Source organism: Arthrobacter sp. ISL-48, assembly GCF_018613805.1.
In the GTDB taxonomy this organism is placed as follows: domain Bacteria; phylum Actinomycetota; class Actinomycetes; order Actinomycetales; family Micrococcaceae; genus Arthrobacter.
Genome location: NZ_JAGGPL010000008.1, coordinates 1 through 24,529 on the forward strand (window position 1 = coordinate 1; position 24,529 = coordinate 24,529).

Annotated in this window: 17 protein-coding genes; 8 read left to right on the forward strand and 9 right to left on the reverse strand. The window is 64.9% G+C overall.

Going from position 1 to position 24,529, the window contains the following annotated elements; genetic code table 11:
- Positions 1–24: 24 nt before the first annotated feature.
- Positions 25–693 carry a lipoyl(octanoyl) transferase LipB gene (lipB, locus tag J7E83_RS09945; protein ID WP_214961605.1) on the reverse strand — a complete coding sequence of 223 codons (669 nt, stop codon included), beginning with the start codon at positions 691–693 and terminating at the stop codon, positions 25–27.
- Positions 694–869: 176 nt separating this feature from the next.
- Between lipB and J7E83_RS09950 the strand changes: the two genes are divergently transcribed.
- Complete coding sequence (locus tag J7E83_RS09950) at positions 870–2,633, forward strand: serine/threonine-protein kinase (RefSeq protein ID WP_251043714.1); 1,764 nt, start codon at positions 870–872, stop codon at positions 2,631–2,633.
- Positions 2,634–2,649: 16 nt separating this feature from the next.
- On the opposite strand, the gene J7E83_RS09955 is transcribed toward J7E83_RS09950, so the two are convergent.
- Positions 2,650–3,543, reverse strand: a complete 894-nt coding sequence (locus J7E83_RS09955) for a TIGR01777 family oxidoreductase (protein WP_214961609.1) — start codon at positions 3,541–3,543, stop codon at positions 2,650–2,652.
- Positions 3,544–3,615: 72 nt separating this feature from the next.
- Between J7E83_RS09955 and J7E83_RS09960 the strand changes: the two genes are divergently transcribed.
- Positions 3,616–7,095 (forward strand): S41 family peptidase, encoded by a 3,480-nt coding sequence (locus J7E83_RS09960; RefSeq protein ID WP_214961611.1) that lies wholly within the window; start codon positions 3,616–3,618, stop codon positions 7,093–7,095.
- Positions 7,096–7,200: 105 nt separating this feature from the next.
- On the opposite strand, the gene J7E83_RS09965 is transcribed toward J7E83_RS09960, so the two are convergent.
- From J7E83_RS09965 to J7E83_RS09985, 5 genes are all read right to left on the reverse strand, one after another.
- Entirely contained in the window at positions 7,201–7,629 is a 429-nt protein-coding gene (locus J7E83_RS09965) for an OsmC family protein (protein WP_214961613.1), read from the reverse strand.
- 199 nt (positions 7,630–7,828) lie between these two features.
- Positions 7,829–8,182 (reverse strand): hypothetical protein, encoded by a 354-nt coding sequence (locus tag J7E83_RS09970; RefSeq protein WP_214961615.1) that lies wholly within the window; start codon positions 8,180–8,182, stop codon positions 7,829–7,831.
- Positions 8,183–8,342: 160 nt separating this feature from the next.
- Positions 8,343–10,130 carry a 2-oxoglutarate dehydrogenase, E2 component, dihydrolipoamide succinyltransferase gene (gene sucB, locus J7E83_RS09975; protein ID WP_214961617.1) on the reverse strand — a complete coding sequence of 596 codons (1,788 nt, stop codon included), beginning with the start codon at positions 10,128–10,130 and terminating at the stop codon, positions 8,343–8,345.
- A gap of 123 nt (positions 10,131–10,253) precedes the next feature.
- Complete coding sequence (gene lpdA / locus J7E83_RS09980; protein ID WP_214961619.1) at positions 10,254–11,636, reverse strand: dihydrolipoyl dehydrogenase; 1,383 nt, start codon at positions 11,634–11,636, stop codon at positions 10,254–10,256.
- A gap of 251 nt (positions 11,637–11,887) precedes the next feature.
- Positions 11,888–13,414 carry a leucyl aminopeptidase gene (locus tag J7E83_RS09985; RefSeq protein ID WP_214961621.1) on the reverse strand — a complete coding sequence of 509 codons (1,527 nt, stop codon included), beginning with the start codon at positions 13,412–13,414 and terminating at the stop codon, positions 11,888–11,890.
- A gap of 262 nt (positions 13,415–13,676) precedes the next feature.
- Between J7E83_RS09985 and J7E83_RS09990 the strand changes: the two genes are divergently transcribed.
- The 4 genes from J7E83_RS09990 (at position 13,677) to J7E83_RS10005 (ending at position 18,984) form a co-directional block, all read left to right on the forward strand.
- Positions 13,677–14,615 (forward strand): proteasome assembly chaperone family protein, encoded by a 939-nt coding sequence (locus tag J7E83_RS09990; protein WP_214961623.1) that lies wholly within the window; start codon positions 13,677–13,679, stop codon positions 14,613–14,615.
- An 80-nt stretch (positions 14,616–14,695) separates the two neighbouring features.
- Positions 14,696–16,045, forward strand: coding sequence for a nitrate/nitrite transporter (locus tag J7E83_RS09995; protein ID WP_214961625.1), 1,350 nt, complete (start codon positions 14,696–14,698; stop codon positions 16,043–16,045).
- Positions 16,046–16,118: 73 nt separating this feature from the next.
- Positions 16,119–17,369 (forward strand): DUF4192 domain-containing protein, encoded by a 1,251-nt coding sequence (locus tag J7E83_RS10000; protein WP_214961627.1) that lies wholly within the window; start codon positions 16,119–16,121, stop codon positions 17,367–17,369.
- A 292-nt stretch (positions 17,370–17,661) separates the two neighbouring features.
- Positions 17,662–18,984 carry an RNA polymerase sigma factor gene (locus tag J7E83_RS10005; protein WP_214961629.1) on the forward strand — a complete coding sequence of 441 codons (1,323 nt, stop codon included), beginning with the start codon at positions 17,662–17,664 and terminating at the stop codon, positions 18,982–18,984.
- Positions 18,985–19,138: 154 nt separating this feature from the next.
- Here J7E83_RS10005 and J7E83_RS10010 read toward each other — a convergent pair whose 3' ends face one another.
- Positions 19,139–19,360, reverse strand: coding sequence for a hypothetical protein (locus tag J7E83_RS10010; protein WP_214961631.1), 222 nt, complete (start codon positions 19,358–19,360; stop codon positions 19,139–19,141).
- 256 nt (positions 19,361–19,616) lie between these two features.
- On the opposite strand from J7E83_RS10010, the gene J7E83_RS10015 reads away from it, so the two are divergent.
- Positions 19,617–21,725, forward strand: a complete 2,109-nt coding sequence (locus tag J7E83_RS10015) for a type IIA DNA topoisomerase subunit B (RefSeq protein ID WP_214961633.1) — start codon at positions 19,617–19,619, stop codon at positions 21,723–21,725.
- A gap of 21 nt (positions 21,726–21,746) precedes the next feature.
- Here the strand turns inward: J7E83_RS10015 and J7E83_RS10020 are convergent, their stop codons facing one another.
- Positions 21,747–22,748: a LacI family DNA-binding transcriptional regulator gene (locus J7E83_RS10020; protein WP_214961635.1), complete on the reverse strand. Its 1,002-nt coding sequence runs from the start codon at positions 22,746–22,748 to the stop codon at positions 21,747–21,749.
- Between the two features lie 115 nt (positions 22,749–22,863).
- Here J7E83_RS10020 and J7E83_RS10025 point away from each other — a divergent pair, with 115 nt between their 5' ends.
- The gene (locus J7E83_RS10025) at positions 22,864–24,396 is read left to right on the forward strand and encodes an alpha-N-arabinofuranosidase (RefSeq protein ID WP_214961637.1); all 1,533 of its coding nucleotides are present in this window, start codon (positions 22,864–22,866) and stop codon (positions 24,394–24,396) included.
- The last annotated feature ends 133 nt before the right edge of the window (positions 24,397–24,529 follow it).

The following is a 24,529-nucleotide window of genomic DNA, read 5'->3' on the forward strand; positions in this document are numbered from 1 at the left end:
GCTTACGGCCTTCAGGTGCCAAGGTCACTGGAGTGCTCCTTCGGGGGTGGAAACGAGTGCTTCTTCGTGCTTGCGGAATTCTTCCACGAAGCGGTCAACGATATCGGCAGGATTGATGGTCCGGCCGGTTTCCAGCGACATGGTGGTGACAGTGGCGTCGGTGATTCCGCACGCGATGATCTGCGCATAGGGGGCGAGATCATTGCTGCAGTTGATGGCCACACCGTGCATTGTCACGCCGTCCAGGACCCGGATGCCGATCGCGGCGATCTTCCGGTCCGGCCCTTTGTCGTCGGCGAGGACCCAGACGCCGGCCCGGCCTTTCACGGTGACAGCCTTGATCCCGTAATCTGCGATGACGGCGATCATGCTGGCTTCAAGCCGTTCGACGTAGTCGCGGATTCCTGCACGGTTCTTGAGCTTGAGGATGGGATAAGCGATGAGCTGTCCGGGGCCGTGCCACGTCAACTTGCCGCCGCGATCCACGGGTACAACGGGAGTGCCGTCAAACGGCCGTTCGTGCTCTTCGGTGAGTTTGCCTGCCGTATAGACGGCGGCGTGCTCAAGGAGCAGGACGGTGCTGTTTTGCTCGCCGGCAACAACTTTGTTGTGGGTCTCGCGCTGTAGGTCCCAGCCCTGCATGTAGTCAACGAAATCCGGGGCAAGACCCAGTTGTGAAAACTCAAGAGTCATGCGATCCAGCTTAGACCCCGGCCGGCGCTGGTTCTGATTAAGTGTCCAACCTCTCACCCCCGTCAGCCCGTGCAATCGGGAGCGGAAGCTGCCTGTGGATAACTTCTGCACCGCACTCCGGATTCCGCTAGACATGACTTATGGATGATTTGGCTGTCCCACAGTTACCTGGCTTTATGGTTGAACGCAGCCTGGGCCGAGGTGGGAGTTCAACCGTCTGGCTCGTCAAGGACGAAGGGACTGGCCGGAACTTTGCCCTGAAATGCCTCCGGGCAGGGCCTGCGCAGGACGGTCACCCTCCGGAGGACTCCGGAGAGGACGACTTGCGGCGTGAGATCCGGATTCTCTCCGCCCTGGACCACCCCCACCTCGTCAAGGCGCACGACGTCGTTCGCATCGGCGATGGCTCCGGCGTCGGGCTGGGCCTGTTGGTGGAGTATGCGTCCGGGGGTTCCCTGGGCGAGTTGGTGGCCAGCCGCGGCACGTTGAGCCTGGGGGAGACGGTCACCGTGCTGACCCCCATCTGCCAAGTGCTCGGCTATCTTCACGGCAAGGGTTTCACGCATTCGGATGTCTCTCCGGGGAACGTGCTTTTCACCGGCCACGGCAAGCCCATGCTCGCCGACGTCGGCATATCCCGGATGGTAGGGGACGAAACGGCCGTGCCCGATCACGGCACAGCCGGGTTCATGGATCCCACGCCCGTGGACGCGGTGCGGGCCGGACTGCAGCCTGAGCGCGACGTGTACGCGGTGGCGGCGCTAGGCTGGTATTGCCTGACCGGTGAACCGCCCAGGCGGACGGCTGACCGGGCGCCCCTGTCCCTCCTGGTGCCCGACGTCCCGGGTGAGCTGGCCGCAGCGTTGGAGGCGGGCCTCGATGAGGACAGGCGGCTCCGGCCTACAGCGGTCGAACTGGCGACGGCGGTCTACCGGAGCGCGCCGCCTCTCCCGGTTGATCTGGCGGCATCTGTGCACCCCACCGTCATTCCGGAACTGCTGACACGGCGGCTCCCAGAGCGTTCCGGAGGTGCCCTCCGGGAGGGCCTGGGCGCCTGGAGGCGGAGGATTTCAACCTCCCGATGGTCCGAATTGCTTCATGCACCCCAAGTGATGCCCTTTCCCGTCGGCGAAAAGCCGCACCCGGCGCCGGATCACGTCGGGCGAACCGGCATGCCCCACGTTCGGGGGAAGCATGCAGGGACGATGTCCCGGGTGTCGGGACCAAGGCTAGGTGGCAGGCGTGGAATGGGGACCGCCTGGCTGGCTGCCGGGTCCCGGGTGTCGGGACCAAGGCTAGGTGGCAGGCGTGGAATGGGGACCGCCTGGCTGGCTGCCGGGGCTGTTGCGGTTGTGGCCGGCGCCGTTTGGGCAGCCGGTGCCTTCGGGTCCTCTGCACCGTGGCCCACGGCACCCTGGCCAACAGCACCGTGGCCCGCCGCTTCGCAGGAAGGCCCCGGCGGAACCGGTCCGTCGCCTGCCAGCTCCGGCCGCGATCCTGACGCTGATGTGGTGGACGCCCGGATTCCGGACAGTGTCAGCGCCCAGATTGCCTCAATCGATCCAGCCGAAGCCGTGAAGGGCCTGGCTTGGGTCAGGTCCCATGCCTTCAGCTCAGGCCGGATAGAGCTCCTTGACCAGGTTAATGTCCCTGGCTCGGCGGCTGCTGCGGCAGATGGACGAGTCAAGGCCCGGCTGCAGGAATCCGGCCACGTCCTGACGGGATTCACCAGCACCCTGTCCAACGTGGAGCTCCAGCCTGGAAGTTCGCACGGCCAGGCGGTTGTGCGCGTAAAATCGTCGTCGTCGTCCTATCAGGAACAGGATCTATCCGGACACGTTGTGGCTTCGGCACCGCCAGGAGAAGGGCAGGAGCTTCGGCTGGTGCTGGTCCCGGTGGACGGACGATGGCGTATTACGGAAATCCTCCCCGGGCCGTGAGGCTGGAACCCCCTGGTTAGTCCTTCCCAGCGACCCATGCCGCAGCCTGCGAGAGCGACGGATGCCGCCACTGGAATCCCGCTTCGGACAACAGCGCGGGCTCCATACGCTGGCTGGGCAACAGCAACTCGTCGGCGAGCTTCCCCATCACCAGTCGCAACGCAGGAGAGGGAACGCGCAGAACGGCGGGACGGTGCAGGGCAGTTGCCAACGCCGCCATGAGCGAATTGACGTCAGCATCTTCAGGGGCGCAGACGTTCACCGGTCCCTGCAGGCGGGAGTCGACCAGAAACGAAAAAGCCGCCGAAACGTCCGGGAGGGTGATCCATGGCCAGTATTGCCTGCCGTGGCCGAGCGGGCCGCCCAGCCCGAGCCGTAGCAGCGGGAGAAGCCTGCCCATCGCACCGCCCGACCGGCTGAGCACGACGCCGGTGCGGGGGGTCACCACACGGACACCCTGGGGTGCGTCATGCGCCGCGGCCTCCCAATCGACACACAAGCGGGAAAGGACGCCCGATCCGGGGGAGGAGCCTTCCCGAAGCTGCGCGGCGCCAGCATCTCCGTAGTATCCGGAGGCCGACTGGCTGAGGAACGTAGACGGAGGATCATCCAGCTTCCTCATAGCGCGGGTCAGGGTCCGCGTGGCGTCAAGCCGGGAACTGAACAGCTCGTGGATCCGTCGGCGCGTCCAGAGACGGTCCCCGATGCCGGCCCCGGAAAGGTTGATCACGACGTCGGAGCCTTCAAATACCTGTGGGTCCAGCTGGCCCGCCGTGGGATCCCAGCGGACCTCCCGGGCCGCCGCCGGCGGGCGTCGGACGAGCTCCACCACATCGTGTCCGCCGCGGCGCAAGGCGGCGGATAGGTCGGTCCCGATCAGCCCTGAGGCGCCCGCAATGACAATTCGCATGGTCCATCTCACCATGCCCGGCACCAGTCGCAACCTCCCTCAGGCCTTACCGGAGTTGACTATGATCGAACGATGACCTCTTCGAGCTACCTCCGATTCCCGCATGTCCACGGCGATCTGGTCACCTTCGTGGCCGAGGACGACGTCTGGATCGCTCCCCTTAGCGGCGGCCGCGCCTGGCGTGTTTCCTCACTCCAGCTCCCCGCCCGCAACCCGCGCTTCACCCTCGACGGCAAGCAGCTGGTCTGGACGGTCGTCCAGGGGACGGCGCCCGAAGTGGTGGCGGCGGACGTGGACGGCGGGGGATACCGGCAGCTCACGTATTTCGGTCACAGCAGCACCCGGGTCAAAGGCTTCACCGCAAGCGGTGCAGTGGTGGTCACGAGCGCGTTCCGCCAGGCCGAGAGCCGGCACACCTACGCCTACAGCGTCCCGGTTGACGGCGGATGGGCCCAGGAGCTCCCCTTCGGCCCGGTGGAATCCGTGGCCTTCGGGCCCGAAATCGGCGACGAGCGCCCCGTTGTGGTTGGCAGTGTGCTGTCCCGGGAACCTGCCTGGTGGAAGCGTTATCGCGGTGGCACGGCCGGCAAGCTCTGGATCGACTCCGACGGCAACGGTGAATTTGAGCGTCTAGTTCCCGAGCTGGACGGAAACCTGGCCGACCCCATGTGGGTGGGCGGACGGATCGCGTTCCTGTCAGACCACGAAGGATACGGCAACCTCTATTCAGTGCTACCAGGCGGCGGCGACCTCCGCCGGCACACCGACCACGAGGACTTCTACGTCCGGCACGCCGCTACGGACGGCCAGCGGGTCGTCTACGAGTCCGCGGGCGAGCTCTGGGTCCTGCACGACCTTGCCTCGGACGCGGTCCAGCTGGAGATCTCGCTCGGCTCCGCCTCCCAGTCGCGGCGCCCGGCCCCGCTCAAGGTGTCGAAGCACCTTGGCGCCGTTGTGCCGGACGCCACTGGGTCCGCCAGCACCGTAGAGGCCCACGGAACCATCCATTGGATCAGGCACAAGGACGGCCCGTCCCGCATCGTGGAGGCCACACCTGGCGTCCGTGCGCGGCTTCCCCGGCCGCTCGACGGCGGCCGGATCGCCTACATCGCCGACCACGACGGCGTGGAGGCGCTTTACATCAAGCAGATTGCGGCTCCGGTGTCTGGAGCCGGAGTTCCTGCTGCCCAGACGGCCCCCCGGGTGGAGGCTCAATCCCGGGCTCATTCGGAAGAACCGGACGCATCGGAGGCGCAACTGCCCCGACCGGTTCCGGCGGCGGGATCCGCCGTCCGGGCAACTGCCGACGTCGTAATGCCCGTCCCCGAAGACCCGCAGGCCGATGTTGCCCCCGACGCAGCCGCGTCCCCGGCAGAACTGCCGGGAGCCGCCGCTGCCACCCGCATCGACTTTCCGAAGTCCTCGCGCGCCAGTGCCATGGAGGCGAGCCCGGACGGCCGTTGGCTTGCCCTGGGCACATCCTTCGGGGACGTCTTTGTCGCGGACACCGCCACTGGCGAGCTGTCCCTGCAGGCCAGCATCGGCGAAGGCACCATCGCGGAGCTGGCCTGGTCGGCAGACTCCCGGTGGCTGGCCTGGTCCGAGCCTGTCACGTCCTTCGGCTCACGCAGCAGGCTCCGGCTGGCCAATGTCACCGACCGGGATGGCGGCGTGGTTGACGTTACGGACGGCCGCTTCTGTGACAAGTCACCGAGCTTCACGCCGGACGGGAAGTTCCTCGCCTTCCTGTCCAACCGAAGCTTCGATCCGGTCTACGACGGGCACTCGTTCGACCTGTCCTTCCCCAGCCCCATCAAGCCCTACCTGGTCGCACTGGCTGCCGATACGCCGTCCCCGTTCGGACCGGCAGTTGACCCGGCTGCAGACAGCCTTACGGACGAAAAGGGCGCGCAGGAGACAGCTTCAGCGCTCCGGGTTGATTCGGACGGGCTGGCGCACCGCGTCATCGGCGTCCCCGTGCCCCAGGGCAACTACACCTCGCTGAGGTCGACCGACGGTGCGCTTTTGTGGCTGGACTGGGCACTGGCTGGCGTCACCGGCGATGGGAAAGCAAGCCAGGACGACAAGGACGCCAGGCCCAGCCTGGTCCGGTTTGACCTGGCACGGCGAAAGCCTTCCACCCTGGTGGAGGCGCTGGACAGCTACCGGCTCTCGGGCGACGGCAAGAAAGTGGTGCTGATCGACGACAAGCAGGTCAGCGTAGTCCCTTCGGACGCCAAAGCGGATGAAGACTCCGGGCAGCTGGTCAAGGTGGACCTGGGTCGGATCAGGGTGCTGATGGACCCGCTCAGTGTCTGGGGCCAGGCCTTTGACGAAGCCTGGCGCCTGCAGCGGGACTTCTTCTGGGCAGAGGACATGGCCGGCCAGGACTGGGATTCCATCCATAAGCGGTACCGGCCCCTCGTGGACCGCCTGGGTTCGCACGATGACCTCGTGGACCTGCTGTGGGAGCTCCATGGCGAGCTGGGCACGTCCCACGCCTACGTCAAGCCGGCGGCAGTCACGGAAAACGGCAGCAACGGACAGGGCCGGCTGGGGGCGGACCTCGTCTTCACTCCGGAGGGTTGGGAGATAACGCGTATCCTCGCCGGCGAATCCTCGGATCCGCTGGCAACGTCCCCGCTGACGCGTCCCGGCGCCGGAGCCAGGGCCGGCGACATCCTGTTGGCGATTGACGGCGTCGAGCTGTCCGAAACCACCACTCCGGCGATGCAGTTGGTGGGCGCGGCCGGCCGGGCCGTGGAGCTCACGCTCAGCAACGGGCCTGGCCACGGGGAGGCCGCCGGGGTCCAGCGCCGCATTGCTGTCATCCCGGTCAAGGACGAGGAACGCCTGCGCTACCAGGACTGGGTGGCGTCCAACCGGCGGACGGTCCGTGAAGCATCAGGCGGAAGCTTCGGGTACCTGCACATACCGGACATGATGGCCAACGGCTGGGCGCAGCTGCACCGGGACCTGGACACCGAGACGGCCCTCGACGGGCTGATTGTGGACGTCCGGCGGAACCGTGGCGGACACACGTCCCAGCTCGTGGCGGAACTGATCGGCCGCAAGGTGACCGGGTGGAGCATGCCGCGCGGGGAACGGCCCCGAACCTACCCCCACCACGCCCCCCGGGGCCCTGTAATCATCCTTGCCGATGAATTTGCCGGTTCCGACGGTGACATCATCACCCAGGTGTCGAAGCTGCGCGGGATCGGACCAGTCATCGGTACACGCACGTGGGGCGGCGTGGTGGGCATCGATAACCGGTTCTCGCTCGCCGACGGTACGGGCGTCACACAGCCCAGGTATGCCACGTGGTTCGGCGGCGGCGTGGGCTGGAGCGTCGAAAACCACGGAGTGGACCCCGACATAGAGGTCACCTTCCCGCCACATGCTTATGCCGCAGGACGGGATCCGCAGCTGGAGTACGGGATCGGGGCACTCAAGGAAATGGTCCAGGAACTTCCCACCGACCGGCCGCCTGTCCGCGAGGGCTACCGTCTCCTCCGCCCCGCTCCGCTTCCGGACCGCAGGAACGACGCCTGACCACAAGGACAGAAGGCCCTGCCCGCTCCCGGATAATCCGGGAGCGGGCAGGGCCTTCTCATTTGTCCTGGCGTCAGCAGCGCCTGGGCTGCTGCTGCCCGGGGGTCAGGACTCCAGCGTGGCGTCCAGCGTGATGTCGATGCTCGCCAGGGCTCCGGAGACGGGGCAGCCGACCTTGGCCTCTCCGGCAATCTTCTGGAACTCTTCCTCGGAGATGCCGGGAACCTTCGCTGACATGGTGAGGTGGCTTCCCGTGATGCCGGTGCCGGGCACGAACGTCACATCAGCCTTTGTCCGGACTTCCTCCGGCGTGTGGCCTGCCTTTGCAAGTTCGTTGCTGAAGGCCATGGAGAAGCATGCTGCGTGAGCCGCCGCGATCAGCTCCTCGGGGCTGGTTTTGCCATTGGCCGCTTCAGTGCGGGCCTTCCAGGTGACGTCGAACGTGCCAAGGCCCGAGCTGTCCAGGCTGGTAGTTCCGGAACCCTCGGTCAGGTTGCCGTTCCATACTGCGTTTGCTGAACGTGTTGCTGCCATGTTCACTCCTCAAAGTTAGATTCGAACCGGGGCCGGCTCCTGCCTGGGCTCCGCCGCTTCCCATCCTAGGGACTCCGTGGCACCCATGCACGGACTGTCCGCTCTCAGTGGATTGTGACCATGGAAGGTGCTTTAACCATGACGGCGCCACTCCCGGACAGGGGAGCGGCGCCGTCGCGCTGTTTGGCGCTGGGGGCAATCAGTTCCAGAGCGTCGCAATCGCCACGTTGAGGAGGGCGAGACCCCCCACGCTGTGGGCAAGACCCGTGCTGATGTCCTCGTTCTTCTTGTATTTGCGCGCTCCGATCACAGCGAGGACGGCGACGGCGATGCCGACGGCGAGCTTGATGCCGAGCTTGACATAGTTGGGGTCACTGTCCGGCAGCAGGGGCAGCACGCCCATCATAGCGACGCCGGTAATCAGCTGGAGGAACGCACCGTCGCGCTGGCGCGGGTGGACTGTGGGCTTCTTCATGTTGCCGATCCAGATGCCGACGATCATGGCGGCGCCGACAATGTGCAGGAACAGCAGGATGTCAAAGAGGATTTTCATGCTTCAAGCTTAGCCAGAAGGTTCTACGTCCTGTAGCAAAACCACGGCTCAAACCGGTCCAAAAAAACGGGGCAGGCTCCGGTGGATTCCCACCAGAGCCTGCCCCGCCGTCGTTCGTGGAGTGCCGCCGTTTCCGGCCGCACCCAGCTGAAGATCCGGGCTAAAGCCCCAGGTCAGCCTCGAAGGCGCCTTCTTCCAGGCGGGCCTTCAGCGTCTGCAGGAAGCGTCCTGCATCGGCGCCGTCCACCAGGCGGTGGTCGTATGTCAGGGAGAGGTACATCATGGACCGGATGGCGAGGGAGTCGTCACCGTTCTCGTCCGAAACCACCACTGCCCGCTTGACGATGGCACCGGTGCCCAGGATGCCCACCTGCGGCTGGTTGATGATCGGGGTGTCGAACAGTGCCCCGACTGAACCGATGTTGGTGATGCTGAAGGTTCCGCCGGACAGTTCGTCCGGACCGATCTTGCCGTCGCGGGTGCGGCCGGCGACGTCGGCGATCTTGCCGGCAAGGCCGGCCAGGTTCAGGTTGCCGGCATCCGAGACGACCGGAACCAGAAGACCCTTGTCCGTGTCCACAGCGATCGCCAGGTGCTCGGCGTTGTGGTACGTGATCTCCTGCTTGTCCTCGTCGTAGGCGGCATTGAGCTTCGGGTGCTGCTTCAGGGCCTCGGCGACGGCCTTGGCGATGAACGGAAGGAACGTGAGCTTGACGCCGTTCTGGGCCTGGAACGAGTTCTTGGCCTTGAGTCGCAGCTTGGCAATCTTGGTCATGTCGACTTCGTGCACCTGCGTGAGCTGGGTGGAGACCTCGAGGGATTCGCGCATGCGCCGGGCGATGACCTGGCGGATCCGGGGAGCCTTCTGCACAGTGCCGCGCAGGGAAGAGGCGGCCGGACCTGCGGCGGCCGGCCTGGCCGGTGCAGCGGCCGTTGCTGCCGGGGCTGCGGCGGGAGCGGCCTTCGCCTCGGCTGCGGCGAGGACGTCCTGCTTGCGGATACGGCCTCCGACGCCGGTGCCCGTCAGGGAGGAGATGTCCACACCCTGCTGGTTGGCCAGCTTACGGACAAGCGGAGTGACATAGCCCGAGTCGGACCCGTTCGACGACGCCGCGGCCTGGGCTGCAGGCTGAGCAGCTGCAGGCTGAGCAGCTGCAGGCTGAGCTGCTGCGGGCTGTGACGTTTCGGGAGCGGGTGCGGCTGCCGGAGCAGGGGCGGCAGCAGGAGCGGGAGCTTCGGCTGCTTTCGGTGCCTCGGCCGGAGCCGGGGCAGCTTCGGTCTTCTCTTCGGCTGCCGGTGCGGGCTGCGCGGGTGCAGCGGCTGCGGGGGTGGCGGCACCGGAACCGATGACAGCGAGAACAGAGCCCACCTCAGCGGTTTCGTCCTCGTTGACGCGGATTTCCTGGAGCGTTCCGGCCACAGGGGACGGGATCTCGGTGTCGACCTTGTCGGTTGACACCTCAAGCAGCGGCTCATCGATGTCAACGCTGTCGCCCACGGCCTTAAGCCAGCGGGTGACGGTGCCTTCCGTGACGCTTTCGCCGAGTGCCGGCAGAGTGACCTCGTGGCTTTCGCCGCCCGACGCCGTCGGCGCCTGCTCGGCCGGTGCCGGCGCGGCTGCGGGGGCTGCTTCAGCGGGCGCGGCGGGGGCTTCTTCAGCTGGAGCTGCTTCGGCCGGTGCTGCTGCTTCGGGGGCTGAACCGCCGCCGGAGCCGTCGCCGATGCGGACCAGGGGAGCGCCCACTTCGGCGGTCTCGTCTTCGGCGACGAGGATTTCTTCGATCACGCCGGCGATGGGAGAGGGGATTTCAGTGTCTACTTTGTCGGTGGAAACCTCGAGCAGCGGTTCGTCCACCTCTACCCGGTCACCTACCTGCTTGAGCCAGCGGGTGACGGTTCCTTCGGTGACGCTCTCACCGAGGGCGGGCAAGTTAACGGATTCAGACATGTCGTCCCCGTTCTCCTTATTGATCTTTAGTGCGGATGATTGCTGCCTTGTTGAGCTTAGTGCACCCGGCAGATCGTGCCGGGCGCACCAAACTCTGATGTCTTGCGGTGGTGCCGGGGGAGATTAGCCGTGGAGCGGCTTGCCCGCGAGTGCCAGATGGGCTTCGCCCAGGGCCTCGTTCTGGGTGGGGTGCGCGTGGACCAGCTGGGCGACGTCCTCGGGGTAAGCTTCCCAGTTCACAATGAGCTGGGCCTCGCCGATCTGCTCGCCCATGCGGGACCCGATCATGTGGACACCCACCACGGGGCCGTCCTTTTGGCGGACGAGCTTGACCAGGCCTCCGGTGCCCAGGATGGAGCTCTTGCCGTTGCCGGCGAGGTTGTATTCCTGGATCTGGATCTGGTCGTCGCCGAACTTCTCCTTGGCGGCCTTCTCCGTGTAGCCGACGGTCGCGATTTCGGGCTCGCAGTAAGTGACCTTGGGGATGTTGACGTCTTCAACGATGACGGGCTTGAGGCCGGCGATCTCCTCGGCAACGAAAATGCCCTGCTGGTAGCCGCGGTGGGCCAGCTGCACGCCCGGAACGATGTCGCCCACGGCGTAGATGTTGCCCACGCCGGTGTGCAGGCGCTCGTTGGTGATGACGAAGCCGCGGTCGATGGTCACGCCAGCCTCTTCATAGCCGAGGTTGGCGGTGACGGGGCCGCGGCCAACGGCGACCAAAAGGAGTTCTGCCTCGAACGTCTGCCCGTCCACGAGGGTGACCTTGACACCGGAGTCGTTCTGCTCCACGCCCTGGAAGAAGATGCCGGTGGTGAACTTGATGCCGCGCTTCTTAAAGGCACGCTCGAGGTTCTTCACGATCGCTGTGTCTTCGTTGGGCACCAGTGAGGGCAGGCCCTCAACGATGGTGACGTCCACGCCGAAGGACTTCCAGACGGACGCGAATTCGACGCCGATGACGCCGCCGCCGAGCACGATGGCGCTCTTGGGGATGTAGTCCATGGTCAAGGCTTCGTCGGATGTGATCACGCGGCCGCCGATTTCCAGGCCCGGAAGCGAGCGGGAGTAGGAACCGGTGGCAAGGACGATGTTCTTGCCCTTGTAGGCGGTGCCGTTCACCACAACGGTGTCGGTGCCCTGGAGCTTTCCCTCACCTTCGATGACGGTGATGCCCTTGGACTTGATAAGCCCCTGGAGGCCCTTGAACTTGCCGGCGATGATGCCGTCCTTGTACGCGTTGACGGCGGTGATGTCGATGCCATCGAGGGTGACGTTCACGCCGTACTTGGCGGAGTCACGGGCGTGGTCGGCCAGTTCGGCCGAGTGGAGCAGGGCCTTGGTGGGGATGCAGCCGTTATGGAGGCATGTGCCCCCGAGCTTGCCCTTCTCCACGAGGCCGACGGTGAAGCCAAGCTGTACGGCCCGCAGGGCGGTGGCGTATCCGCCGCTGCCGCCACCGAGTACCAGGATGTCGAATTCTTGCGCAGTTGCCTGATCGGCCACTTAAACGCTCCCTCGCGTGAACGATGACGCGAGCGTACGCATCATCTGGTCTTGGAACTTGTACTGCCGTGATTATGCCAGCAGGCAGGTTCTCTTTCATTTGTGACTACCGTGGTTCACCTTAGCGAACCACTTATCCATGCTCCACCTTGGCACCGCGTTTGTGGAGCGCTTGTGTCGAGTGTCACGCGGCTGTGTGTCCAAGGGATCACCGTGGCTGTCACAATGCCGCATGACGACTCCGACGCGGATCAGACGGTTGCCGCCACCAGGTCTTCGGCGTAGGCCACCAGGGTTCGGACCGTGCAGCCTGTGCCCTGTTTGTGCGTGTAGCCGTACGGAGTGCCGTTGTTGAAGGAAGGTCCTGCGATGTCGATGTGGGCCCACGGAATCTGTTCGCCGTCCTTGCCCTTACCCACGAACTCGCGCAGGAACACAGCCGCGGTCATCATGCCGCCGTGGCGTTCGCCGATGTTGGCCAGATCCGCCACCTGGGAATCCAGGCTGGGCCGCAGCTCTTCGGGCAGGGGCATGGGCCACACCAGCTCGCCCGCACGGTCCGCGGCTGCTTTAAGGGGGGCGGTGACGCTGTCCGAGCCCATAATTCCGGCTGTGCGGTTGCCGAGGGCAATAAGCTGCGCTCCGGTGAGGGTGGCGACGTCGATGATGGCGTCCGGGTGCTCCTGGCTTGCCGCGACGATGCCGTCCGCCATGACGAGGCGGCCTTCGGCATCGGTGTTAAGGACCTCGACGGTCTTGCCCCCGAACATCGTGAGGACATCGGCGGGCCGGGACGCGGCACCCGAGGGCATGTTTTCGGCGATGCAGAGCCAAGCGGTCGCCTTGACGGGCAGGCCAAGGCCTGCGAGCGCCAGGACCGTGTTAAGTACGACGGCGGCGCCCGCCATGTCGCTCTTCATGTCACCCATGCCGAGGGCCGGCTTGATGGAGATGCCCCCTGTGTCGAAAGTGATGCCCTTGCCCACCAACGCAATGTTTGCCGTCGCCTTGGCGGGGGAGTACTCCACCTTGACGAGGCGCGGCTGGCGGGACGAACCCTTGCCCACGCCCATGATGCCGCCGAACCCTTCCTTTTCGAGGCGCTTTTCGTCCCACACCGTGACCTTGACCGGCAGCCCCTTGGACAGTTCTTTGGCCGCGTCGGCGAATGATTCCGGGTAGAGGTGGCTTGGCGGCTGGTTGACCAGCGACCTGGTGGCGTTGACGGCCTTGCCGATCAGTTGGGCGCGCATCAGGGTGGAACGGAGTTCCTTGTCCGCGGCAACCTCCGTGTGGATCACCGCGTGGCGAACCGGGTCCTTCAGCCCGTCCTTCGTGGACCGGTACTCGGTGAAGGCGTAGGAGCCCAGGGCGGCACCTTCGGCGACGGCGGCGACGTCGGCGATTCCCGCCGTCGGAAGTGCAAGGACAACCGTGGCGAGGCCGGCGAGCTGGCGGACCGCCGAACCTGAGGCCCGGCGGAGTGCCTCCCCGTCAAGCGGAACGCCCGGAGCGATCTTGCCCACTCCCACCAGGACCAGCACGCCGGCACCGGTTTCCGGAAGGCCGGGGAGCCGCACGACCTGGTCAGCGGCTCCGGTGACGCCAAGAACCTTCAGCGAATCGGCCAGCGCCTCGGCGGACTTGGCCGTCAGCGGGTTGTCGAGGAGGACGGGACCGTCAGGCCCCTGTCCCACGCCGATGATAACGGCGTCACTGGGGGCCTTCTTCAGGTCACGGGCGAGGGTACTAAGGTTGATTTCAGTATTCTTGACCACGGGGTCAGTCCTCAATTCTCGAAAGATCGTTTCGGCAGGAATGCATGTTTGGCGCTCTGCCATGGAAACCCGGGTGCCGTCAGCTTGAGACGTCGCCGGAATGTCTGCGAAAGCCCGTCTGGCAGGCCAGTTCCGATCGTAGCCCGTATGGGCCGCGGCAGCTGAATCTTCTGAGAGCCGCGCCACACCCGCCGTCCGGAATGCCCAGGTACCCGGGGGCGTTGTAGGAGGTATCCACCCGAAACCACGAAAGGAACATGCCGTGCTTGAACGGATTTCCGGCTCCCTGCTGGACCCGGACACGTTGTATGCGAGCAACCCCGGGCTGTTCAACAGCCCGGCACTCCGCGGGCTGAACCTGGTGATGGGTTTCACCGGATTTGCTGATGCCGGCCATGTGGTGAAGCAGATCAACGCAGAGCTGCTGGACACCCTCAACCCTGAGCCGGTGGCTGTGTTCGACGCAGACCAGCTGATCGACTACCGGTCCCGGAGACCCCACGTCTCCTTCGTCGAGGACCACCTCCAGGACTACCAGGAACCCGTTTTGGCGCTGTATCGGATGACGGACGGGCTTGGGAGCCCGTTCCTCCTGCTGGCCGGCTTTGAACCTGACCTTCAGTGGGAGCGGTTTGCCCGTGCCGTCGTCGGGATCGTGGAAAAGCTGGACGTGAACCTGGTGACCTGGATCCATTCCATCCCCATGCCGGTCCCTCACACCCGGCCCGTGGGCGTTACCGTCCACGGCAACAGGCCGGAGCTGATCGAGGGCATCTCGGTGTGGAAGCCCACCGTGGAGGTTCCGGCGGCCGTGGGCCACATCCTCGAACTGCGGCTGGTTGAAGCAGGCCGCAACGTGGCGGGCTATGTGATCCACGTTCCGCACTATCTGGCCGAAGCTGAATACCCCACCGCGGCTGTGGCTGGCCTGGAATACCTTGGCGCCGCCACATCCCTGATGCTTCCCACCGACAGGCTCCGGGAAGCCGGCAGGGAAGTGGGCCGCCAGATCGCCGAGCAGATCGTCGCCTCCGAAGAGGTGCAGCAGGTCGTATCGCGCCTTGAGTCGCGGTATGACGAGAAGGCTGAAGGCACCGTCCGCCGGTCGCTCCTTGCGGATGAAAACGACCAGCTGCCCAGCGGGGACGCGCTGGGGGCCGCCGTGGAGGCCTACCTGGCACGGGAGAATCCCGCAAAGTAGCCGGACGTTGGAACCGCCCGGATGCTGTCCGCCGGGCCGTCCCAAGCCCGGCCGTCATCCTGGCCGGGCATAATAAAGGAGTGACTGCACCCCGCGCCTGGCTGATCTGGACCATCGGAATCTTTGCCTATCTTGTGGCGGTCTCGCAGCGGACCTCCTTCGGCGTCGTGGGGCTTGAAGCCACGGAGAGGTTCCACGCCGGCGCGTCCGCGATCTCCTTCTTTACAGTGCTGCAGCTTCTGGTTTACGCCGGCCTCCAGATACCGGTGGGCCTTCTAGTGGACAGGTTCGGCTCGCGGGCGATGATCGCCGGCGGCGCGGTACTGATGGGCCTCGGCCAGCTCCAGCTCGCCTTCGCGGACAGCATTCCGGGCGGCGTGGCAGGCCGCGTGCTTGTCGGTGCCGGCGATGCCATGACCTTCATCTCCGTGATCCGGCTCATCCCGCTGTGGTTCGCCCCCGCACGTGTTCCCCTGGTCACCCAGCTGACGGGGATGTCCGGCCAACTGGGGCAGCTTTTCAGCGTGGTGCCTTTCGCCTTTGTCCTTCACTCCTACGGCTGGACGCCCGGTTTCCTGATGCTCGCCGGCATGTCCGGACTCGCCGTCGTCCTTGTCCTGGTGCTCCTGCAGGACCACCCGCCGGCCGTGCCCCGGCCGCAGGCACAGCAGGGACTGCATGCCACCGGCGCCTCCCTCGCCCGGGCCTGGCGGCAGCCCGGGACCAGGCTGGGACTGTGGAGCCACTTCACCATCCAGTTCAGCGGCACCGTTTTTGCGATGACGTGGGGCTACCCTTTCCTGATCTCCGCGCAGGGCCTGGACGCCGCGACCGTCGCGGCCCTGATGGCCCTGTACGTTGCTGCCGCCATGGCCGTGGGGCCGTTTATTGGCCGGTTTGTCTCCCGGCACCCGCTGCGCCGGTCCACGATGGTCCTGCTCATTGCCGGTGCCACCGCTGCCGCATGGGCGGCGGTGCTCCTCACGCCCGGCCGTTCCCCGCTGTGGCTCCTGGCCGGCCTGGTGATGGTCCTGGCCATCGGGGGTCCTGGCTCGATGATCGGTTTCGATTTCGCCCGGACGTTCAATCCCGCGCACAGGATCGGTACGGCAACCGGCATAGTGAACGTGGGCGGCTTCATTGCAGCTCTCGTGGCGATTTTCCTGATCGGACTGGTGCTGGACATCCTGAAAGCGACCGGATTTTCCAACGGCGTGCTCTACGGGCTGGAGCCGTTCCGGATCGCCCTGAGCGTCCAGTTCCTGCTCTTGGGCTTCGGTGTCGGCGCCATGCTGGTCTGCCGCCGCAAGGTGCGGCGGCAGATGGCGGCGCAGGGCGTTGTTGTCCCCCCGCTGCTGACTGCCCTTGCGCGGCAACGGCGTGCGAACCTGGTGCAGCGCCGGCAGGGTTCCCGGTCCAGGGGCGACTGACACTACTCCTCCACAATTGACATGGCGGACGCCCGGTCTTTTGCATGTCCGGCGGGGCGCTAAAGCTGGAGGCATGACACCTTCACAAAACCTGACAGTCCGGGGCCCCGAGGACATCCTCGGATTCATTCCGCATTCTCTGGGGTACTGGCCGGCGGACAGCCTCGTGGCCATGACCCTGCACGGCAAACGGCTGGGTGCCACCCTCCGGCTTGACCTGCCCGGACCGGAAACGCTCGCGGACCCGCACCAATATGCCCGTACCGTGCGCGATTACCTCCGTGCAGACCACGGCGCCGACGCCGCGTTGTTGGTCTTATTCACCAACGACGGCTGGATGGATCTGCCCCGGACCTATACGGGGCTGCTGGCCGCGCTGCAGGCCGTCCTAGGCGCGGCAGGAATGCCGGTGCGGGACGCATGGTACGTCGGGGACTTGTACTGGCGGGACGCCTACTGCACCGATCACTCGTGCTGTCCGCTCCCTGGCCGGCCCATCCAGGACATCCGGGACAGCATGCTCAATGCGGAGATGGTTTTCCGCGGCAGCAGCGTGGGCCCCGCGCCGGAAGACCAAGCCCGGCCACTCTGCTCAGTTTCCGCCGAAGACAAGGCTGCGATACTGGCAGCGGAAGCTGTGTGGTCCGTTCAACTGGAACCACGGCGGCGGAGCAGGGCGCAGTTCAACGCGCTGCTCGCGTTCTGGGAAGGGCTGCTGGGCAGCCCACCAGCTGAAGCCCTTTCCGATCCGGCGCTGCCCGGTCTTGTCCTCCCTGACGCCCAGCAGGCCTTCCTCCGGGCGTCACTCCAGGTGCCGGCGTGGCGGGACGCGGTCCTGGTCATGGCGGCGGCCGGCGCCCGGGCGGCGCTGACAGGCGCGGAACAGTTCGGGATTTTCGACGCCGGTTGCGGGTTGGCGCCGATTGGCCCGCCAGTTGCGGGCTTGCCCGGTTCGGGAACGGCCGCGCCGCCGGTTTCCGTTCCAGGCGATCCGTCTGATGTGCCCGGCTACGGCGACGTCCTGCTGGGACTGGAGCCAGCTCTGCCCGACTGGAGCCGGCTGCATCACCTCGATCGCATCCTGGAGCAATTGTCGCCCTGGGGTGGGCAAGCCGGCGCGGCTGCCTTGACCGGACGCGGATGGATCAGCTGGTGCCGGGGACGGGGGTCCTATGCGGCGGCCTACCTCAGCAAGGCGCTGGAAGAGGAAGCGGGCTACCGGCTGGCAGAGCTCATGCTCGAACTGGTGAGGCGGGGGACACTTTGCGGGTGGGCGGCGCGAAAGGAAGCCGCCTGGCAGAAATTCGAACCTGACGCCGCCTGAGGGTCGAGGTCAGAGTTCTTCGGCTTTCGCACTGCTGCGTCATATCCCCACAGGGCAGAGCTCGATGGGCCTGTTTTGGAAAACCATGAGACAATGGATGCCGAGACCCGGTTGGGTCCGTGTATCAAGTGCATGTAATGGTGCCTTTGCGGGAACATTACGGCCGCCCCGGCAGTTCTATTCATAGACTCTGCCGGCCGTGGTTGCACCTGATGTTCATCACGGACTTGACAGGGTCATAGTGGTGTTGCCCGTATGGTGATTCCACAGACCGCCGCTAGAAAGGTTTTCTGTGACCCCGTCTTCCATGAAGAAGGAACCCGCCGCCCAGGACGAGTCGTCCCCTGAGGAGAAGCAGGCTGCAACGAACGCCAAGCGAGCAGCCACGCGGGCAGCCAACAAAGCTGTCAAGGATGCCACCGCCGGTGATACCGACGTGGACGGCAAGCCTGAACCCAAGAAGCGCGGGCCCAAGCCCGGCGCGAAGGCCGCTGCTGAAGCCGCCGGTAAGTCCGCCACCGGGGGCACCGACTCCGACGACGACGATGACATCGAAGAGGATCTTGACGACATCATCCTCGAAGGCGCCGAGGACGGCGACATCAACGCTGCCAAGGCTGCATCGGCAGTCACCGGCAAGGGATTCGTCTACTCAGATGCTGATGACGACGACGCCCCTGTCCAGCAGGTCATGTCCGCCGGTGCCACGGCTGACCCCGTCAAGGACTACCTGAAGCAGATCGGCAAGGTGGCGCTGCTCAATGCCGAGCAGGAAGTGGACCTTGCGCTCAGGATTGAAGCCGGCCTCTTCGCCGAAGAGAAGATCAACGCGGACGACGGCTCCATCGATCCGAAGTTCAAGCGTGAGCTCGAATTCGTCATCCACGACGGCAAGCGCGCCAAGAACCACCTGCTTGAGGCCAACCTCCGTCTCGTGGTCTCCCTGGCCAAACGCTACACAGGCCGCGGCATGCTCTTCCTGGACCTCATCCAGGAAGGCAACCTGGGCCTGATCCGGGCCGTGGAGAAGTTCGATTACACCAAGGGCTTCAAGTTCTCCACGTACGCCACCTGGTGGATCCGCCAGGCCATCACCCGCGCCATGGCGGATCAGGCACGCACCATCCGCATCCCGGTCCACATGGTCGAGGTCATCAACAAGCTGGCACGCGTCCAGCGACAGATGCTCCAGGACCTCGGCCGGGAACCCACGCCCGAAGAGCTGGCACTGGAACTGGACATGACCCCGGAGAAGGTGGTGGAGGTCCAGAAGTATGGCCGCGAGCCCATTTCGCTCCACACCCCGCTTGGTGAGGACGGCGACTCCGAGTTCGGCGATCTCATCGAAGATTCCGAAGCCGTGGTCCCGGCCGACGCCGTCAGCTTCACGCTGCTCCAGGAGCAGTTGCACTCAGTGCTGGACACACTCTCGGAGCGCGAAGCAGGTGTGGTGGCCATGCGGTTCGGCCTCACCGACGGGCAGCCGAAGACTTTAGACGAAATCGGCAAGGTCTACGGTGTCACCCGGGAACGCATCCGCCAGATCGAATCCAAGACCATGTCCAAGCTCCGCCACCCGTCGCGGTCCCAGGTGCTTAGGGACTACCTCGACTAAGGACTACGGCCATCAGCGCGGGGTTACAGTGCGGCCCAAGATCCTCGGATCATGGGCGCAGTGTGACCCCGCGTTTCTTTTGGCCGGTTAGGGAACGCCGGTTAAAAAGTCAGGACCCCTCCGACTGGAAGGGTCCTGACTTTTGCCTGGTGGGCTAATCGATTTCTACGGGCGCCTTCTCGTGAAGACGGCCCGTCTCATCGTGCCAGTCGGAGCTCAAGGGCTTGAGCGTCGCCTCGACCGCACGGGCATGGTGGCCGCAGAAGAGCAGCTCACCGCCGGAGGACTCAAGAACAACACGGACATATGCTTGGGCTCCGCAACGATCGCACCGGTCCAGTGCGTTGAGCGTGCGGTCCGCTACTGCTGTTGTCATTTCGGCCTCCTTAGTAGATCTGTACTTCTATATAACCAGTATTCGTATCCAATCCAGCGCAAGGATGGGGCAAGTTCGCTGTCCGCGTATCCGCAAGAATGCATCAAGGCCGGCACGTGGCATCACAGAAACGTAACGGGCGGCCTGGACCACCGGGTCCAAAGTGTGGCTGACGGGCGTCCGATCCGCGGCCGACTAGGCTAGGAAGAGCGTCACCGAGCGTTCGTTGTTCCGTCACTCAAGGAGTTCACCACCCGTGGCACCAAGTTCTGATTACACCGCCCGGCACCTGTCAGTGCTGGAAGGCCTTGAAGCCGTCCGCAAGCGTCCGGGCATGTACATCGGTTCCACAGACTCCCGCGGACTCATGCACTGCCTGTGGGAAATCATCGACAACTCCGTGGACGAGGCCCTGGCAGGTTTCGGCCACGACATCAAGATCATCCTGCATGCGGACAACTCGGTGGAGATCCACGACGATGGCCGCGGCATTCCGGTGGATTTGGAACCGAAGACTGGTCTCACCGGCGTGGAGGTGGTGTTCACCAAACTCCATGCCGGCGGCAAGTTCGGCGGGGGATCGTACACGGCATCGGGCGGTCTGCACGGCGTGGGCGCCTCCGTCGTGAACGCCCTGTCCGCCCGACTGGACGTGGAAGTTGACCGCGGCAGCAAGACCTACAAGATGTCGTTCCGCCGGGGCGAGCCTGGCCGCTTCAAGGACCAAGGCAGCAGGGTGGACCCTGCGGCGGCATTTGCGCCGTTCGTGGACGGTTCAGTCCTGGACGTGGTGGGCAAGGCCAAGCGCGGCGTCACGGGCACCCGGATCCGCTATTGGGCCGACCGTCAGATCTTCACCCCCGACGCCAAATTCTCTTATGACGAGCTGGCTGCACGGGCCCGCCAGACCTCCTTCCTGGTGCCGGGGCTCAAACTCACGGTCCGCGATGAGCGCCGGCTCGCCGGTACCCCCGGGGAAGCGGCCCCCCATGAGGAAGTTTTCCATCACGACGGCGGCATCTCCGAGTTCGTTGATTTCCTCGCCGCCGATCCCGCTGTCACAGACATCTGGCGCCTCCACGGATCGGGAAAGTTCAAGGAAACCGTGCCCGTGCTCGACGAACGCGGCCACAGCCAGCTGGCCGAGGTGGAGCGCGACTGCGAGGTGGATGTTGCCCTGCGCTGGGGCATCGGCTACGACAGCACCGTCCGCAGCTTCGTCAACATTATTTCCACGCCCAAGGGCGGAACCCACCAGTCAGGTTTCGAGCAGGCGCTGGTCAAGACCTTCCGGAAGGCGGTGGAGAACAATGCCCGCAAGCTCAAGGCCGGAAACGACAAAATTGAGAAGGACGACATCTTCGCCGGCCTGACCGCCGTCCTGACGGTGCGGCTGGCGGAGCCGCAGTTCGAGGGCCAGACGAAGGAAATCCTGGGCACCTCGGCGGTCCGGGCCATCGTGGCGAAGGTGGTGGAGCACGAGATCAATGCGAAGCTCAACTCCGCCAACCGCAACGACAAGGCCCAGTCGGCGCTGCTGCTCGAAAAAATCGTCAGCGAGATGAAATCGCGCATCTCGGCGCGCGTCCATAAGGAAACACAGCGCCGCAAGAACGCCCTCGAAACCTCGTCCATGCCCACCAAGCTCGCAGACTGCCGCACGGACGACGTCGAACGCTCTGAACTGTTCATTGTGGAAGGTGACTCGGCGCTGGGAACGGCCAAGCTGGCGCGGTCCTCGGATTTCCAGGCCCTGCTGCCTATCCGCGGCAAGATCCTCAACGTGCAGAAGGCCTCCGTGGGCGACATGTTATCCAACGCTGAATGCGCGGCCCTGATCCAGGTGGTGGGCGCAGGTTCCGGTCGCAGCTTCGACCTTGCCGCCGCCCGATACGGCAAGGTGATCCTCATGACCGACGCCGACGTCGACGGCGCCCACATCCGCACCCTGCTGCTCACCTTGTTCTTCCGGTATATGCGGCCCATGATCGACGAAGGCCGGGTCTTCGCAGCGGTCCCGCCATTGCACCGGGTTGAAGTGATCAACGCGGGGCAGAAAGCTAACGAGATGATCTACACCTACTCGGAAGCGGAACTGCACGTCCTCCTGTCGAGGCTGGCCAAGGAGGGCAAGCGCTATAAGGAACCCATCCAGCGTTACAAGGGGCTTGGCGAGATGGACGCGGAGCAACTGGCAGAAACCACGATGGATCCGCGGCACCGGACGCTGCGCAAAGTGGGCATCGAGAACGCCAAACAGGCCGAGGACACCTTTGACCTGCTGATGGGATCGGACGTGGCTCCGCGCAAGGACTTTATTATCGCCGGTGCCTCAAGTCTTGACCGGGAGCGGATCGACGCCTGACCGGCCGGTGACCGTACTGTTTTAAGCCGTCGACTCCCGGGCGACGAGGGTGAATGGCGTGATGAACTCGCGCGCCGATTCCGGTGCGTTTCCTTCAATGCGTTCCAGGAGAAAGTCGACCGCCGTTGCCGCTGTGATTGAGTGGTCCGGAGCCACGGTGGAAAGTCGCGGAACCGTGAATGATCCTGCGTGAATGTCGTCGAATCCGATCACGCGCACATCCTCGGGTACTCTCAGCCCGACGTCCGTGAACCCGCGGAGCGCACCAACTGCGACGGCATCGGTCGGGCAGAAGACGCCGTCCGCTTGCAATCCGAGATCAGCGACCCGCTTGGCGGCAGCGGCACCGCACTCCATTGTGAAATCCTGCATGGCGATGAAGTAGCGATCATCGAAATCGATTCCAGCCTCATCCAAGGCTTCCCGATAACCCTGCAGCCGTAGGTCCGCCACTCCGGCTCCTTCCTGTAGAGGCATGTCAAAGATCGCGATTTTCCTGCAGCCCCGACCGAGGAGGTGCTGTACGGCGGCGCGGGACCCGTCCACATTGGGCATGGCGATGTGGTCTACCGGCCCACCGAAGATCCCTTCGCCGAGCAGCACCACCGGGTAGTCGACGCGGAGGAGGTCGGCATCCGCCGGACTCAATCCCACTGTCGAAAGCAGCAACCCGTCGTACAGCCTGTTCCGTGACATTGAAACGGCTTCCAGTTCCGTCTCGCGGGCAGAGCTTGTCTGTTCGACGGCGACACGGTACCCGCGTTCCCGTGCAGCGCTCACAATCTCGGCTATCAGACGGGAGAAGTACGGATTATCCACGCTCGGAACGGCCAGTCCGATGGTTCCTGACCGGCCGGTACGCAGATTGCGGGCAGCCACATTCACTGTGAAATCAAGTTCCTGGATAGCCCGCAATACCCGGTCCCGCGTGGACTGACGCACGTGCGGATGGGCGTTGATCACGTTTGAGACGGTCATGGAGGACACCCCCGCCACGCGCGCCACGTCATAGATCGTTGCCATGTCTGCTTCACCTCCCGCATTCACGTCGTACGGAATGGCTGTTGACCGCCGCATCCAGTGTATATAACATTTGTATCGGTAAAAATTTATCGATACAACTCCGGAAGAGAGACCTATGTCCCCGAACACCCCGCTCCGCGCCGTCATCGACCTCGATGTCCTCGGCCCGGTAATCAGCCGCCACATCTACGGCCATTTCGCCGAACACCTCGGCCGGTGCATCTATGGCGGGTTCTGGGTCGGTGAGGACTCCTCCATCCCCAACGAAGGAGGCATCCGGCGGGACGTCGTGGAGGCTCTCCGGAAGCTGCAGATTCCGAACCTGCGGTGGCCCGGTGGCTGCTTCGCGGACGAATATCACTGGCGGGACGGGATTGGTCCGCGGGAGCAGCGGCCCCGTATGGTCAACAGCCACTGGGGCGACATCGTCGAAGACAACTCCTTCGGCACGCATGAGTTCATGGCGTTGTGTGAACTCCTCGGCGCCGATCCTTATGTCAGCGGGAATGTCGGCTCCGGCACGGTGCGTGAAATGAGCGAATGGGTCGAGTACCTCACCCGTGCCGGCGACTCGCCCATGGCGAGCTTGCGCCGCCAGAACGGCCGCGACGAGCCGTGGAAGGTCCCCTTCTGGGGCATCGGCAACGAGGCCTGGGGCTGCGGCGGCAACATGCGTGCTGAAGCCTACGCGGATCTTGCCCGCCAGTACTCCACCTACGTCCGAGACCACGGCGAAAACAAGGTGTACCGCATCGCGGCCGGGGCCTCCGATACGGACTACGCATGGACTGAAGCCCTGATGAAGGCACTTTGCATCGGCTGCGGGCCGTTCCCCCAGAACATCTATCAGGCGATCTCTGTCCACCACTACACGGTGACCGGGCCATGGGAAGACAAGGGCGACGCGGTAAAGTTCGACAACGACCAGTACTACTCCACCATGCTGAAGGCGCAGGAAATTGATCAGATCCTGCAAGGTCACAGCAATGTGATGGACGTCTACGACCCCCACAAGAAGGTTGGCCTCGTTCTTGATGAGTGGGGCACATGGTGGAACGCCGAACCGGGCACGAACCCCGGGTTCCTGTACCAGCAGAACACCCTCCGCGACGCACTCGTCGCCAGCGTCCACTTCGATGCGTTCCACCGCCACGCTGAGCGGCTGGTCATGACGAACATCGCGCAGACCGTCAACGTCCTTCAGGCCATGATCCTCACGGATGAGGAGAGCGGAGCGCTGGTACTCACGCCCACCTACCACGTCTACGCAATGAACACGGGCCACCATGACGCCCGCGCTCTCGACGTGGACTTCGTCGGTGCGCTGCCGGAACGGGACGTGGACGGTACCTCCATCCCGCTGCTTTCGGCGTCTGCGTCAGCCAAGGACGATACCGCGCTCGTGTCGTTGTCGAACCTCGATGCGGAGCAGCCGGCGACGCTGCTGTTGGACCTGCGCGGGCGGGCTGTGGCCGGATGGACAGCACAACTGCTCAGCGCGCCCAGCCTCAACACGCATAACACTGCGGGAGACCCGGTCGCTGTCCAGCCTGTGGACTTCACAGCTGTGAAGGACCACCCGAGCGGACTTGAACTGGAACTGCCACCACACTCCTATGTAACCGTCTCGCTCAACCTGGAGGTTTGAGACAACACGGCCGGCCGGCAGATCACGGTGACTGGCCGAGCCGCTCGCGTCACTCGGGCGGACGCAGTCCTCGACACGACACCAAGGACCGTCCACCTCGTTGCCCGGGGAGGCGCAGCGGTGGGCTGGATCT